This window comes from Mesorhizobium sp. M7A.F.Ca.MR.245.00.0.0, assembly GCF_003997415.1.
Taxonomy (GTDB): Bacteria; Pseudomonadota; Alphaproteobacteria; order Rhizobiales; family Rhizobiaceae; genus Mesorhizobium.
Genome location: NZ_RZTE01000037.1, coordinates 12979 through 27208, shown reverse-complemented (window position 1 = coordinate 27208; position 14230 = coordinate 12979). Strand labels below are relative to the sequence as shown.

Genomic DNA, 14230 nt, shown 5'->3' with positions numbered 1-14230 from the left:
GCCGCGAGGAGATCTTGGGGGATGGCATGAAAATAACGGTGCTCGGGGCCGGTGTCGTCGGTACGGCGGCCGCCTATTATCTGGCCAGCGACGGCCATGAGGTGACAGTGATCGAGCGCCATCCGGCGGCGGCACAAGGCACCAGCCAGTCCAATGCCGGCCTGGTGTCACCGGGTGATGCCACCGCCTGGGCCTCGCCGGCGGCTTTGAAGACCTTCCTGCGCGGGCTCTACAACCATGATCTCGGCATCAAGGTCAGGCTGCGCCTCGATCCCTATTTCCTCGCCTGGAGTCTGCGTTTCCTGCGCCAGTGCACGGTGGCGCGCCTGCGCGCCAACACCGACGTCAAGCTCAGGCTCGCGCTCTATTCGCGCGACTGCATCAATGCGCTTTCGGAAGCGACCGGCATCCACTACGACGAGCGCAAGAAGGGCATCCTCTATTTCTTCCGCTCGCAAAAGAGCCTCGACACCGGTACCGACAATTACCGTTATCTTGCCAGGCACGGCCTGCCGATCGAAATCGTCGGCCGCGACCGACTGGTCGAACTGGAACCAGGCCTTGCCGGCGTCAAGGACAAGATTGCCGGAGGCGTCTATTCGCCAACCGACCAGACCGGAGATTCCAAGCAGTTTGTCGACAGGCTGGCCGCCTATGCTGCCGAGAAGCTCGGCGTCAAATTCCTGTTCGGCACGACAGTCGAAGGCCTCGACATCGAGGGCGATCATGTGCGCGCGGTGATGACGTCGGCCGGCCCGGTCGCCGGCGATGCCGTGGTCATCTCGATGGGACCGGAGAGCGGCCTGCTCGGGCGCCGTTACGGCATCGACCTGCCTGTCTATCCGGTAAAGGGCTATACCGCGACGATTCCCCTGGAGGACGAAAGCAAGGGACCGACCATGGGCGGCGCCGACGAGGACCGGCTGATCGGCTATTCCAGGCTGGGCAACCGCTTGCGAATGTCCTCGACGGCCGAATTCACCGGCTTCGACCGAACTTTCAAGCCCGCCGATTTCAAGACGATCATCAGCACCGGCAAGGATCTTTTCCCGGGTGCCGTCGACGAGAAGAAGGCTGTGTTCTGGGCCGGTCTGCGGCCGATGATGCCGAACTCGGTGCCGGTCATCGGCCAGGCTCGCTACAAGAATCTCTATCTCGACACCGGCCACGGCCATGTCGGCTGGACCATGGCCTGCGGCTCGGGGAAATTCCTTGCCGACCTCGTTTCCGGCCGCAAGCCGGAGATCGACCCGCAGGGGCTGGTCTACGGGAGCTAGCGATGTCGGGACCGCAAGTCGCCATCGACCTTGGCCGCATCGAGCGCAATGCGCGCACGATCGTCGAGCGCTGCGCGCTGTCGGGCATAAAAGTGTTCGGCGTCACCAAGGGCACTTGCGGCATGCCGCAAGTGGCGCGCGCCATGTTGCGCGGCGGTGTCGCCGGCATCGCCGAATCGCGTTTCGAGAACATCCGCCGGCTGCGCGACAGCGGCATCAACGCGCCGATCATGCTGTTGCGCAGCCCGCCGATGGCGCGGGTCGAGGAGGTGGTGCGCACCGTCGACATCAGCCTGCAATCGGAACTCGCCACCATCCGCGAGATATCGCGCATCGCCGAACGCATGGGCCGCGTCCACGACATCATGCTGATGATCGATCTCGGCGATCTGCGAGAAGGCATCTGGCCGAACGACCTGATCCCGACCGTCGAGCAGATACTGCAGTTCAAGGGCGTTCGCATTGCCGGCATCGGCACCAATCTCGGCTGCTTCGGCGCCATCATGCCGACGCCGGAAAATCTCGGCCAGCTCGTTGCCCACGCCTACAAGACCGAGCGCCTGTCCGGCAGAAGCCTCGACGTGATCTCCGGCGGCGCCTCGTCGTCGCTGCCGCTGCTGCTCGAAGGCAGGTTGCCGGCCGGCATCAACAACCTGCGGGTCGGCGAGGCGATCCTGCAGGGTGGTGTCGAGACCTTCCGCGACACGCCGTGGGCGGAGCTCGAACCCGATGCCTGCCGGCTGACAAGCGACATCATCGAGGTCAAGCTCAAGCCGTCACGGCCGATCGGCCAATCGGGTTACGACGCCTTCGGCAACCAGCCGGTCTTCCCCGACGAAGGCGACAGGCTGCGCGCCATCGCCAATATCGGCCGTGAGGATGTGCTGGTCGAGGGACTGACGCCGATCGCCAGGGGGATAAGGGTGCTCGGCGCCTCCAGCGACCATCTGCTTTTGGATGTCGCCGATGCCGACCCGAGGCCCTCCGTCGGCGACCGCGTCGCCTTCCGCATGAGCTATGGCGCCATGCTTTTGGCGATGACCTCGGAATATGTCGAGAAGGCCCCGATGCATGATGTCGAGGATTTTTCCGGCCGCAAGATGGTGCAGATCACGGCCGGGCAGGGGGCCGCCGGCATCCTGGCCCGGGAAAGCACCGGCGCCCGGCTGGAAGCGATGAACTTCGACGTGGTGGAACTCGCCGATGTCGAGCGGCCGCCATCGGGGCTGGTCCGGCTGATTGCCGGCGTCGATCGTCGCATCGCCCACAAGGCGCTGACCGCGACGGCGCGCGCGACGCATTCTTTCGGCCTGATCTGGATCGATTCCATCGCCGCCCTGATGCCAGAGGACGAGGAGGGCATCGACCTGCCGGAATGTTCGGTCCTGGCGCGATCGCTCGGGCTCGATCACAAGGCCGGCGCGCTGCAGCCGCAGCTGTCGCCGGAAAATGTCGTCATCGTCGGCCTGCGCCACGCCGATCCGGCCGAGGCGCGGGTGCTGAAGGATTCGCGGGTGTCGGCTTTCACCATGACCGACATCGACGCCATGGGCATGCGCGACCTGATGCATGAAGCGATCCGCATCGCCACCTCAGGCACGCAAGGCTTTCATGTCAGCTATTCGCCGACCGCGACCGAATTCGCCGGCTGGGCTGCGGGCTCCGGCGGGCTGACCGTGCGCGAGACGCATCAGGCGATGGAGGCGATCGCGCTCTCCGGTGGCTTGCTGTCGATGGATGTTTCGGGCCTGACGGCGGATCTGGAGCCGCGGATCGGCACCGACGCGGTCAACTTCGTCATGTCGGCTTTCGGCAAACGGATTCTCTGATCAGCCCTGCGCTTCGACTGCCCCCCGCCATGCGCTGACATAGTCGGCCCAGGCCGAGTCTACAGGCGGTTCTATTCTTTCGCCCTTGCCGTGCGTCGCCGGCCGATCGGATGCCAGCAGCGCGGCGCCGATGCTGGTGCCGGTGGCGGCCTCGGACGCAACAACGGCGCGCGCCGTGGCTGCCGCCAGCATGCCGACAAAGAGCCGGTTGCGGGCAAAGGGGCCTTCGACCGTGGTCGGGCCGTCCGCGCCGATCAACTCGAGGCAGGTTGCCGTCATCAATGCCAGGTAGAACGAGATGGCGGCAAAGCGCTGGCCGCTGTTCAGGCCGTCGGCGTTGACCCATGCCGCGGCATGGTGCGGGAATGGCCCCGAGCCTTGCTGGGTCGACGGCAGCAGCAGCATTTTTCGCGCCAGCACGGCGCCGACATCACCCTCGGTCCACTGCTCCGGCTGATCCTTTGTCAGCACGGAAAACTCGCGGCCGCCCATGAAGCGCGCCGAGGGAACGGGATCGCCGATTGCGTTGACATTGACCAGCGTGTCGCGCGCGGCATCCAGCGCAATCTGTTTGCCGCCGACCGCCATCGACACCACCCAGGTGCCGGTCGAGACGACGGAGAAAGGCGGTTTGTCGGAGAGAAGATGCGGCAGAAGCGAGGCGTTGGAATCATGCAGGCCGCAGAACACCGGCGTTTGCGGATCGAGTCCGGTTCGCATCGCAACGATGGGCAGGATCGGGCCGAGGCGGTCGCTGGCCGGCCGCACCGGCGCCATCAGCCCGCGCCATTCCAGCCTGTCGACCAATGATGAAAAATCCGCCGTCCAAGGGTTCCACAGATCGGTGTGGCAGCCGAGCGAAGTCACCTCGTTGGCGGCGACACCGGTCAGGCGCAACGCCCAGTATTGCGGATACATCAGCATCGCGGCGGCCCTGGCGAATTCCGCCGGGAAGCTTTTCTGCTGCCAGAAGAATTGTGCTCCGAGATTGAGGCCGAGCGGCAGGCGCGGCGTGCCGGTCTCGGCGAAAGGGGGGCGGATCGCGTCATAATCCGGTGCCAGTCTATCAGGGCCATCGAACTCATAGTCGAGCACCGGCAGCACCAGTTCACCCGCCGCGTCGACCAGCACGCCGGTCGCGCCATGGGTGGTGATCGAAATGGCGTCGATGCGCTGTTCGCGGTTGAGACCGGCAAGGCTTTCGAGGATGAATGCCCACAGGGCCTCGACGTCGTGGTGCGGGTAAGGCGCCTGTCGCACCGGCGCATTGGACATGCGGCGCAGCGCCACCTCGCTCAACGTCGCGAGGTCGACCAGCGCCACCTTGGCGTTGGTCTTGCCGATGTCGATGACGGCGATGTGGCGCATCGCACTCATGCCATGTGGAACACGGTTTCCAACGGCACGGCCACCGGCTCGTTGTCCGGCCTGGTTTCCATGATGTCGGCCATTTCAGCCCACCAGCGCTGCATCACCGGATATCCGGGCAATTCGTCCATGCCGTGGTCGTCACGCCGCCACAGAACACCGAACAGGATATTGGTCTCCTCGTCGAGATGGATGGAATAATCTGAGACGCCGGCCTGCTTCAGCAGCGCGACCAGTGACGGCCAGATCTCGTCGTGGCGCTTCTTGTACTCGGCCTTCATGCCGGGCTTCAGCTTCATTTTGAACGCGTATTTCTGCGGCATCAGCGCCCTCCGCGCAATCGCCGCCAGGCGATCGGCAAGGCGATGACGATGATCAGCAACAGACCTATAAAGATCGACATGACGATGCCGGGCACATTGAGCAGGCCGAGCCCGAAGGTCACCAGTCCCATGATGAAGGCTGCGAGCACGACCCCAACAATGCTGCCGGCGCCACCGAGGATACTGACGCCGCCGAGCACCACCATGGTGATGACTTCCAGCTCGTAGCCCTGCGCGATCGATGGCCGCGTCGAGCCGAGCCGCGAGGTGATCAGCACCGAGGCGATGCCCGACATCAGCCCGGTCAGGCAAAACAGGATGAACTTGGTGCGGCCGACGCGCACGCCGGAAAACTGCGCAGCTATCGGATTGTTGCCGATGGCGAAGACGCGTCGGCCGAAACTCGTACGGTGCAGCAGGAACCAGTAGACGACGGCCGCAATGAGGAAGAGCACCAGCTCGAACGACACCACCCACCAGACATAGCCCTGGCCGAAGAAGGCGAAGCTTGCGGGATATCCCTTGTAGGCCTGGTCGCCGAGGATGATGAAGGCGATGCCGCGAAACAGGCTCATCGTGCCGATGGTGACGACGATCGACGGCAGGCCGAGCCTTGTCACCAGCAGACCGTTGAAGGCGCCGCAGCCGAGCCCGACGACGATGCCGATCGCTACCAGCACCGGCGTGCCGGCGCCGGCCTGCACCGCCATGCCCATCATCGTCGACGCCAGCGCAATGATGGCGGCCACCGACAGATCGATCTCGCCCGAAATGATCAGCAGCGCCATGGCGAAGGCGATCAGGCCTTTCTCTGTGAAATTGAAGGTCAGATCGGACAGCGAATACGGGTCGAGGAAATAGGGCGAGGCGAAGCTGTTGATGGCGAAGATGGCGACGGCCACCACGACCAGCAGCGCTTCCCAGGAAAAGATCGCCGAACGAAGCGGCTTGTCGAGCCGGTCGGGAATGTGGCGCGGAGCAGGGATGTCGGTCACGCCTCCACCTTTCTGAGGATGATGCGGCCTTGCTGGCGTTCGCCGCGCGCGTTGAGCACGACGGCCAGGATGATGGCGCTGCCCGAAATCGCCATCTGCCAGAAGGGCGAGATGTTGATGACCGGCAGGGCGTTGGAGATGATGCCCAGGAACAGTGCGCCGAGCACCGCGCCGCCGACCGAGCCGATGCCGCCGGCGATCGAGATGCCGCCGATGACGCAGGCGGCGATGATGTTGAGCTCATAGCCATTGGCGACCTCGACCGACGCGATCACATAGCGCGAGATCCAGAGATAGCCTGACAGGCCGCCGATCATGCCGGAGATGCAGAAGACGATGAATTTCGTCCGGCCGACATCGATGCCAGCATAGACGGAAGCCGTCGGGTTTACGCCGATGGCATAAATCGAGCGGCCGAGCGCGGTGCGCGTCATCAGGACGAAGAACAGCGCAATGACCAGGATGGCGATCCACGACAGCACCGGAATGCCGAGGAAGGCGGCACGCTGAAAGCCGATGAAGTCCGGGCTCATTTTGTCGGCATTGACCCAGGCGCCACCGGACAGGACGAAGGTCGCGCCGCGATAGATGGTCAGCGTGCCCAACGTCACCACGATCGAGGGAATGTTCAGGCGCCACACCAGCAGGCCGTTGATGGCGCCGAGCACCAGGCCGACAATCAGCGCGATGACGATCAGCAGCGGGATCGGGATCGCCGGATGCGCTGCGTTCAGCATCGCCACCACCATGCCGGTGAAGCAGAGATTGGACGCCATCGACAGATCGATCGACCGGGTCAGGATGACCACCATCTGGCCGAGCGCCAGGATCATCAGGATCGAGGTGTCGTTGAACACCTGGCGCAGATTGCCGGGGTCGGCAAAGGCCGGGAAACGCGTCGAAATCAGCCCGATCAGCACGACGATGGCCGCCAACAGCCAGATTTCACGGTATTTGAGGAAAGCCTTCATGCCGTGATCCCCGCTGCCGTCCGAACCAGCGTCTCGGCGTCCAGCCCCTTGTTGTCGTAGACCGCCGCGACGAGCCCCTCGCGCATGACCACGACGCGGTCGGACATGCCGAGGATTTCGGGCAGCTCGGAGGACACCATGATCACCGACAGGCCTTGCGCCACCAACTCGGCCATGAAGCCGTGCACGGCGGCCTTCGAGCCGATGTCGATGCCCTTGGTCGGCTCGTCCAGGATGATCACCTTGGGCGACGTCGCCAGCCATTTGGCGATGACGATCTTCTGCTGGTTGCCGCCCGACAGCGTGCCGACGTCCTGGCTGAGCGAGGAGGCCCTGAGGTCGAGCCGCTCGGTGTAGGAGCGGGCCAGATCGAACTCCTCCGACAGCCGCAGCAGGCCGGACTTCGATGTGCGCTTGAGTGAAGGCAGCGAGACGTTCTGGAAGATCGGCAGGCCGATCACCACGCCTTGCTTGCCGCGTTCTTCGGGCACGTAGACGATCCCGGCATCGATCGAATCCGCCGCCGATTTCGGCGCGAGCGTCTTGCCTTCCAGCGTGATCGTGCCGGCTGATGTGCGGGTGATGCCCGATATCGCCTGCATCACCTCGCTGCGGCCGGCGCCGACCAGGCCGTAGAAGCCGAGGATCTCGCCCTTGTGCAGTTCGAAGCCGATGTCGTTGAATTCGGTCGGATGCGACAGGCCGGAAACGGAGAGCACCGGCGCGCCTATCTCGGCCTTGCGCTGCGGGAAGATGTGATCGACCGCGCGGCCGACCATCAGGCGCACGATCTGGCTCTGGCCGGCATCCTTGATCAGGCCTTCGCCGACCATCTCGCCATCGCGGAACACCGTGTAGCGGTCGGCGATACGGTAGATCTCGTCGAACTTGTGGCTGATGAACAGGATCGCCTTTCCGTCGCTCTTGAGGAACTCGATCAGCAAAAAGAGCTCCTCGATCTCCTTCATCGAAAGCGCGGCGGTCGGCTCGTCCATGATGACGATCTGAGCGTCGATCGACATGGCGCGCGCAACGGCGACCAGATGCTTGTTGGCGATGCCGAGGTCCTTCAGGCGCGCATCGGCGTCGATGTGGCCGGCATGCATGGTGTCAAGCACTTCGCGCGCGTTCTTGCGCATCGTGCGCCAGTCGATGGTGCGCAATCGCGTGCGCGGCGCATGGCCGAGAAAGATGTTTTCTGCGACCGACAAATCGTCGAACAGCACGGTTTCCTGGTGGATGGCGGTGACGCCGTGCCCGAAGGCGGCATGCGCGCTCGGCATGGTGACGGCCTGGCCGTCGATGCTGATCGTACCCTCATCGGGCTGGTAGATGCCGGTCATGATCTTGACCAGCGTCGACTTGCCGGCGCCGTTTTCGCCGATCAGCGCCGTCACCTGCCCGGGGTAGAGAGACAGGCTGACATTGTGCAGCGCGCGCACGCCGGGAAAGCTCTTGGAGATGCCGGACAGCGTCAGGCGTGGAGCCGGGGCCGGAGGCCGCTCCTTCACCGCGCCGTGTTGGGCTGTCGTGTCCATGATCGTATCAAGCCCTGAAACAAGGTTTGTTTAAAGTCGCGGCGGGACGTGAGCCCCGCCGCGTCAGCTCGAGAGGACTCCAGATCAATAGATCTTGGAGAACTTTTCGATGTTCGACTTGTCGAACTGGAAGGGCGGAGCCATCGCAGCCGAGTTGGTGTCGTCGAGCGTGACCTTGCCGACGCGGCCGATCGACAGCGTGGCGCCGGGCTTCGCCTCTTCCTTCTTCACCGCCAGATCATGGGCGAGGTAGACGGCCGAGTAGCCGAGGTCGATCGGGTTCCACAGCGCAACCGCCTGGCTGGAACCGTTGTCGATGAACTTCTTGAACTCCGACGGCAGCGCGAGGCCGGTGACATTGACCTTGCCGATCAGGTTCTCGTCGGTGACGACCTGGGCGGCGGCGACGACGCCGACGGTGGTCGGCGCGATGATCGCCTTGAGGTTCGGATAGGACTTCAACAGGCCCTTGGCTTCGTCGGTGCTCTTGGCCGAATCGTCATCGCCATAGACGGTGGCGACGAGTTTGATCTTGGGGAACTTCTCCGGCAGGATTTTCTTGGCCGCGTCGATCCAGGCGTTCTGGTTGGTGGCGGTCGAGGAGGCCGACAGGATGGCGACCTCGCCGCCTTCCGGCAGGTGGTCGGCGGCAAGCTTGATGATGGTCTCACCGATCAGGCCGGTATCGGACGGGTTGAGGTGAAGCTGGCGGCCTTCCTTCGCGACGCCCGAATCCCACGAGATGACGGTGATGCCGCGTTCCATGGCCTTCTTCAGCACCGGCACCAAGGCGTCGGCGTCATTGGCCGAAATGGCGATGGCGTTGACCTTCTGCGCGATCAGCGAATTGACCACTTCGATCTGCGCTTCGGCGGTCGCCTTGGTCGGGCCGGTGTAGATGATGTCGACATCGCCGAGTTCCTTGGCCGCCTCTTCGGCGCCCTTGTTGGCGGCATCGAAGAAGCCGTTGCCGAGCGATTTCACCACCAGTGCGATCTTGACGTTTTCGGCATAGGCGGCATTCACGAACATGGCGGCTGAGAATGCAGCCGTCACCATCAATTTCTTCAAGAAGCTCATCGAATTTCCTCCCTTGAGCGTTGCATTCCATCGTCGCTGCGAGCGCGAGTTGGCCTCAGGCCTGCAGTGAAGATTCTTCCTTGTTGGTCGCCGATGTGCGGGCGACGATCAGCGTCACCCCCGCGGTCTCCAGCATCTTGGCTTCGCGATCCTCGATGCCGTCATCGGTGATGACGGTGGCGATGCGCGACAGGCCGCACAGGATCAGGCTGGAGCGTTTGCGGAATTTCGAGGAATCGACCAGCACCACCAACTCGTCGGCTTGGTCGATCAGTTTCTGCTCCGCCTGGATCAAAAGCGGATCGCCCTCCATCAGGCCGAGCGGCCCCAGACCCTGCGCGCCCATGAACATGCGGCGCGCATAGAAATTGCGCGTCACGTCATTGTCGAAGGGCGACAGGATGATGTTCTGCTCGCGATAAATGGTGCCGCCCGACAGCATCACCGTGTTCTTGGAGTGCTTGAGCAGGTGCTCGGCGATCGGGAACGAATTGGTGAAGATCGGCATGCGGCGGCCGGTCAGGAAATGCACCATCTGAAAGGTGGTGGTGCCGCCATTGATGATGATCGGTTCGCCGTCCTTGCACAGTTCCACGGCTTCGCGTGCAATCGCCCGCTTCTGCGAGGAGTTGATCGTTTCGTTGACGGAAAAGGGCCGGCCGGCCAGCCCGATGAACTGCGGCGGCGAGATTGCCTCGGCGCCGCCGCGCACGCGGCGCAGGCGCTTCTGGACGTGGAGAGCCGCGATATCGCGCCGGATCGTCGCCTCGGAGGACTCCGTCAGGTCGACCATCTCCTGCACCGTCACCACAGGCTTTTCCTGGACGGCGGACAGAATGATCCTGTGGCGCTCTTTTTCGTGCATGGTTCCTCCCTGCCCGAGCATCTAGGCACCCAAAACGCGCAGTGTCAATCATTTCCGATCATATAAATACATTGTGCAGTGCAATATGATCGATATTGATCGTTTGTGATTGACAAGCCGACCGCTTCCGTGGAAATTCGGGACCAAATGGCCGCGCCTTTTGCGTGCCTTCGGGAGGATTTCTTATGCTCGACAAGCGCACCGGCGCGCGCCTCGCCAATCTGTGGGACGAGGCCAAGGCTCACGCGATGAGCGGGCCGGAACTTCTGGTCTACCGCTCGAACACGCTCGGTTCCGACAAGCGCGTCACCAACTATGGGGGCGGCAACACGTCGTCGAAGATCTGGCAGAAAGACCCGCTCACCGGCGAGGATGTCGAAGTGCTGTGGGTCAAGGGGTCGGGCGGCGACAGCGCCTCGATCAAGCTGGATGGCTTCGCCACGCTCTACATGGACAAGCTGCGCGCGCTCAAAGGTCTCTATCGCGGCGTCGAGCACGAAGATGAAATGGTCGGCTTCCTGCCGCACTGCACCTTCAACCTCAATCCACGCGCGGCCTCTATCGACACGCCGTTGCACGCCTACGTGCCGAAGCCTTTTGTCGACCACATGCATCCCGATGCCATCATCGCCATTGCCGCCGCGAAGGATTCGAAGGCGCTGACGAAAGAAATCTTCGGCGACGCCATCGGCTGGTTGCCGTGGAAGCGCCCGGGCTTCGAACTCGGCCTGTGGCTGGAGAAATTCTGCCTCGAACACCCGGCCGCCAAGGGTGTCATCCTGGAAAGCCACGGCCTGTTCACCTGGGGCGACACTCCCAGGGAATGCTACGAGACGACGATCTCGGTGATCAACCAGGCGATCGAATGGTTCGAGCCCCGCTCCGAGGGTGTCGCTATCTTCGGCGGTGAAGTGGTCAAGGCACTCGACGCCACCGAGCGCCGTGCCATCGCGGCCAAACTGATGCCGAGGATTCGCGGCCTGATCTCGGAGAAGAGCCACAAAACAGGCCATTTCGATGATTCCGCCGCCGTGCTCGAATTCGTCAATTCCAGGGATCTGCGCCCGCTGGCGGCACTCGGCACCTCGTGCCCCGACCATTTCCTGCGCACCAAGATCCGCCCGCTGGTCATCGAATTCGATCCGGCCAAGCCCGATGTCGATGCGGTGATTGCACGGCTTGCCGACGACATCGCAGCCTATCGCGTCGGCTACCAGGCCTACTACGACAGCTGCAAGCATCCGGATTCGCCCGTCATCCGCGATCCCAATGCCGTCGTTTACCTGATGCCCGGCGTCGGCATGTTCACCTTCGCCGGCGACAAGGCGACGGCGCGCATTTCGGGCGAATTCTATGTCAACGCCATCAACGTCATGCGCGGCGCCTCGACCGTCTCGTCCTATGTCGGCCTGCCTGCACAGGAAGCCTTCGACATCGAATACTGGCTGCTCGAGGACCTGAAGCTGCAGCGCATGCCGAAGCCGAAGTCGCTTGCAGGCCAGATCGCGCTGGTCACCGGTGGCGCCGGCGGCATCGGCCGCGCCACGGCCAACCGCCTGCTGCGCGAAGGCGCCTGCGTCGTGCTGGCCGACATCGACGAAACAGCGCTCGCCAGCGCCAATGACGAGTTGGCCAAGGCCTATGGCAAGGATTTCGTCCGCCCGGTGCTGATCAACGTCACATCGGAGGAGCAGGTCATTTCGGGCTTTGCCGAAACGGCGGTCGAGTTCGGTGGCATCGACATTCTGGTGTCGAACGCAGGGCTGGCCTCCTCGGCGCCGATCGAGGAGACGACGCTGGCGCTGTGGAACAAGAACATGGACATCCTGTCGACCGGCTATTTCCTGGTCTCGCGGGAAGCGTTCCGGCTGTTCCGCGCGCAGAAGATTGGTGGCAACGTCGTCTTCGTCGCCTCCAAGAACGGCCTTGCCGCATCACCCAACGCCGCCGCCTATTGCACCGCCAAGGCCGCCGAGATCCATCTCGCCCGCTGCTTGGCGCTTGAGGGCGCGGAGGCGCAGATCAGGGTCAATGTCGTCAACCCGGACGCGGTGCTTCGCGGCTCGAAGATCTGGACTGGCGAGTGGAAGGAACAGCGCGCCGCCGCCTACAAGATGTCGACCGACGATCTGGAGGAGCACTATCGCTCGCGTTCGATGCTGAAGCGCTCGGTCTTCCCGGAAGACATCGCAGAGGCGATCTATTTCCTGGCGTCCGACATGTCGGCCAAGTCGACCGGCAACATCATCAATGTCGACGCGGGCAACGCCCAGAGCTTTACGCGCTAGCCGCTTCGCCCTTCTCCCCATCACTATACGGGGAGAAGGTGCCGGCAGGCGGATGAGGGGCAGCGCTGCCCGCATATATTTTGGGAGGAATCAGCACTTGTCCGAATCCATCATCTCCGCCGACCTCGTCGACAAGGACAACGCAGCGCGCAAGCCCAACCTCGAGCGCGACTACGCCTCGCTCGGCGAGCGGCTCGACCGTCGCGGCATCGCCATCGACGCTATCAGAGACAAGGTCGAGAAATTCGCGGTGGCGATCCCGTCCTGGGGTGTCGGCACCGGCGGCACGCGCTTTGCCCGCTTTCCCGGCGCCGGCGAGCCGCGCGACATCTTCGACAAGATCGAGGACTGCGCCGTCATCCAGCAATTGACGCAAGCGACGCCGACCGTCTCCCTGCACATTCCGTGGGACAAGGCCGACCCGAACCGGCTGAAGCAGGCGGCTTCGCGCTTTGGCCTCGGTTTCGACGCCATGAACTCCAACACTTTTTCCGACGCGAAGGACCAGGCGCTTTCCTACAAATTCGGCTCGCTGTCGCATGCCGATGCCGGCACGCGCCGGCAAGCGGTCGAGCACAATCTCGAATGTATCGAGATCGGCAGGACGCTCGGCTCCAAGGCCCTGACGGTGTGGATCGGCGACGGTTCGAACTTCCCGGGCCAGGTCAATTTCGCCAAGGCGTTCGAGCGCTATCTCGACGCCATGAAAGAGGTTTACGCCGGACTGCCCGCCGGCTGGAAGCTGTTCAGCGAGCACAAGATGTACGAGCCGGCCTTCTATTCCACCGTCGTGCAGGACTGGGGCACCAACTACATGATCGCCAGGGAATTGGGCGACAAGGCGTTCTGTCTCGTCGACCTCGGCCACCATGCCCCCAACGTCAACATCGAGATGATCGTCTCGCGGCTGATCCAATTCAAGAAGCTCGGCGGCTTCCATTTCAACGATTCGAAGTATGGCGACGATGATCTCGATGCCGGTTCGATCGACCCCTACCGGCTGTTCCTCGTCTTCAACGAACTGGTCGATGCCGAACTGTCCGGCACCGAGGGTTTCGATCCGGCGCACATGCTCGACCAGAGTCACAACGTCACCGATCCGATCGAAAGCCTGATGCTGTCGGCGGTCGAGGTGCAGCGCGCCTATGCGCAGGCGCTGCTCGTCGACCGCAAGGCGCTGGAAGGTTTTCAGGACAGTAATGACGCGCTGATGGCGACGCAGACGCTGAAAGCCGCCTACCGCACCGATGTCGAGCCGATCCTCGCCATGGCGCGGCTGAAGACTGGCGGCGCCATTGATCCGGTTGCTGCGTATCGTGCGGCGGGTTACCGCGCCAAGGTCGCGGCGGAACGGCCGGCGGTTGTGGGTGGCTCTGGCGGCATTGTCTGAGGCCGAGCCGGCCCCCTCATCCGGCCGCTTTGCGGCCACCGACCCTCCGGGCGTTCGTTGTTCGAAAAGCCAAGCAGTTGGCTTTTGGCCCGCCGCGCGGACCACGCCTCACCCCCGCTGGGGAGAAGAGACTGACGTCAGCGCTGACAACCTCCTCTCCCCTCGGGGAGAGGTCGGATTGCCCCGAATTGCGCTTCGCAATTCGGTTGGCAATCCGGGTGAGGGGGCTCTTTCTCACGCTCCCTTAATTGTTAGTGGACTCGATCAGTCCAACACGGTCTTCTAGGCGTCCCCACCCGGAGAACC

Annotated in this window: 11 protein-coding genes; 4 read left to right on the top strand and 7 right to left on the bottom strand. The window is 63.4% G+C overall.

Going from position 1 to position 14230, the window contains the following annotated elements:
* Positions 1–26: 26 nt before the first annotated feature.
* Together EOB80_RS27015 and EOB80_RS27010 are read left to right on the top strand one after the other, a co-directional pair.
* Entirely contained in the window at positions 27–1277 is a 1251-nt protein-coding gene (locus tag EOB80_RS27015) for a D-amino acid dehydrogenase (RefSeq protein WP_127330858.1), read from the top strand.
* Between the two features lie 2 nt (positions 1278–1279).
* Complete coding sequence (locus EOB80_RS27010; protein WP_127330856.1) at positions 1280–3106, top strand: alanine racemase; 1827 nt, start codon at positions 1280–1282, stop codon at positions 3104–3106.
* On the opposite strand, the gene EOB80_RS27005 is transcribed toward EOB80_RS27010, so the two are convergent.
* The 7 genes from EOB80_RS27005 to EOB80_RS26975 form a co-directional block, all read right to left on the bottom strand.
* Positions 3107–4483: an FGGY-family carbohydrate kinase gene (locus EOB80_RS27005; protein WP_127330854.1), complete on the bottom strand. Its 1377-nt coding sequence runs from the start codon at positions 4481–4483 to the stop codon at positions 3107–3109.
* Entirely contained in the window at positions 4480–4797 is a 318-nt protein-coding gene (gene rhaM / locus EOB80_RS27000; RefSeq protein ID WP_127330852.1) for an L-rhamnose mutarotase, read from the bottom strand. Before rhaM ends, EOB80_RS27005 begins: the two co-directional genes overlap by 4 nt.
* Positions 4797–5792 (bottom strand): ABC transporter permease, encoded by a 996-nt coding sequence (locus EOB80_RS26995; protein ID WP_127330850.1) that lies wholly within the window; start codon positions 5790–5792, stop codon positions 4797–4799. The genes rhaM and EOB80_RS26995 overlap by 1 nt, the downstream gene beginning before the upstream one ends.
* On the bottom strand, positions 5789–6763 hold the full coding sequence (locus EOB80_RS26990) for an ABC transporter permease (protein WP_127330848.1): 975 nt from the start codon (positions 6761–6763) through the stop codon (positions 5789–5791). Before EOB80_RS26990 ends, EOB80_RS26995 begins: the two co-directional genes overlap by 4 nt.
* Entirely contained in the window at positions 6760–8301 is a 1542-nt protein-coding gene (locus EOB80_RS26985) for a sugar ABC transporter ATP-binding protein (protein ID WP_127330846.1), read from the bottom strand. The genes EOB80_RS26990 and EOB80_RS26985 overlap by 4 nt, the downstream gene beginning before the upstream one ends.
* Before the next feature lie 84 nt (positions 8302–8385).
* Positions 8386–9381, bottom strand: a complete 996-nt coding sequence (gene rhaS, locus EOB80_RS26980; RefSeq protein ID WP_013533599.1) for a rhamnose ABC transporter substrate-binding protein — start codon at positions 9379–9381, stop codon at positions 8386–8388.
* Between the two features lie 55 nt (positions 9382–9436).
* Positions 9437–10246 carry a DeoR/GlpR family DNA-binding transcription regulator gene (locus tag EOB80_RS26975; protein WP_127330844.1) on the bottom strand — a complete coding sequence of 270 codons (810 nt, stop codon included), beginning with the start codon at positions 10244–10246 and terminating at the stop codon, positions 9437–9439.
* A 185-nt stretch (positions 10247–10431) separates the two neighbouring features.
* Here EOB80_RS26975 and EOB80_RS26970 point away from each other — a divergent pair, with 185 nt between their 5' ends.
* The gene (locus EOB80_RS26970; protein ID WP_127330842.1) at positions 10432–12534 is read left to right on the top strand and encodes a bifunctional rhamnulose-1-phosphate aldolase/short-chain dehydrogenase; all 2103 of its coding nucleotides are present in this window, start codon (positions 10432–10434) and stop codon (positions 12532–12534) included.
* A gap of 97 nt (positions 12535–12631) precedes the next feature.
* A complete protein-coding gene (rhaI, locus tag EOB80_RS26965) occupies positions 12632–13924 on the top strand; it encodes an L-rhamnose catabolism isomerase (RefSeq protein WP_164762732.1) in 1293 nt (430 codons plus the stop codon).
* Positions 13925–14230: the final 306 nt, after the last annotated feature.

What these genes read in the sequence shown, in the direction of transcription:
- EOB80_RS27015 (WP_127330858.1), top strand. Translation starts at nt 27, where the DNA reads ATGAAAATAACGGTGCTCGGGGCCGGTGTCGTCGGTACGGCGGCCGCC.
- EOB80_RS27010 (WP_127330856.1), top strand. Translation starts at nt 1,280, where the DNA reads ATGTCGGGACCGCAAGTCGCCATCGACCTTGGCCGCATCGAGCGCAAT.
- EOB80_RS27005 (WP_127330854.1), bottom strand. Translation starts at nt 4,483, where the DNA reads ATGAGTGCGATGCGCCACATCGCCGTCATCGACATCGGCAAGACCAAC.
- rhaM (WP_127330852.1), bottom strand. Translation starts at nt 4,797, where the DNA reads ATGCCGCAGAAATACGCGTTCAAAATGAAGCTGAAGCCCGGCATGAAG.
- EOB80_RS26990 (WP_127330848.1), bottom strand. Translation starts at nt 6,763, where the DNA reads ATGAAGGCTTTCCTCAAATACCGTGAAATCTGGCTGTTGGCGGCCATC.
- EOB80_RS26985 (WP_127330846.1), bottom strand. Translation starts at nt 8,301, where the DNA reads ATGGACACGACAGCCCAACACGGCGCGGTGAAGGAGCGGCCTCCGGCC.
- rhaS (WP_013533599.1), bottom strand. Translation starts at nt 9,381, where the DNA reads ATGAGCTTCTTGAAGAAATTGATGGTGACGGCTGCATTCTCAGCCGCC.
- EOB80_RS26975 (WP_127330844.1), bottom strand. Translation starts at nt 10,246, where the DNA reads ATGCACGAAAAAGAGCGCCACAGGATCATTCTGTCCGCCGTCCAGGAA.
- EOB80_RS26970 (WP_127330842.1), top strand. Translation starts at nt 10,432, where the DNA reads ATGCTCGACAAGCGCACCGGCGCGCGCCTCGCCAATCTGTGGGACGAG.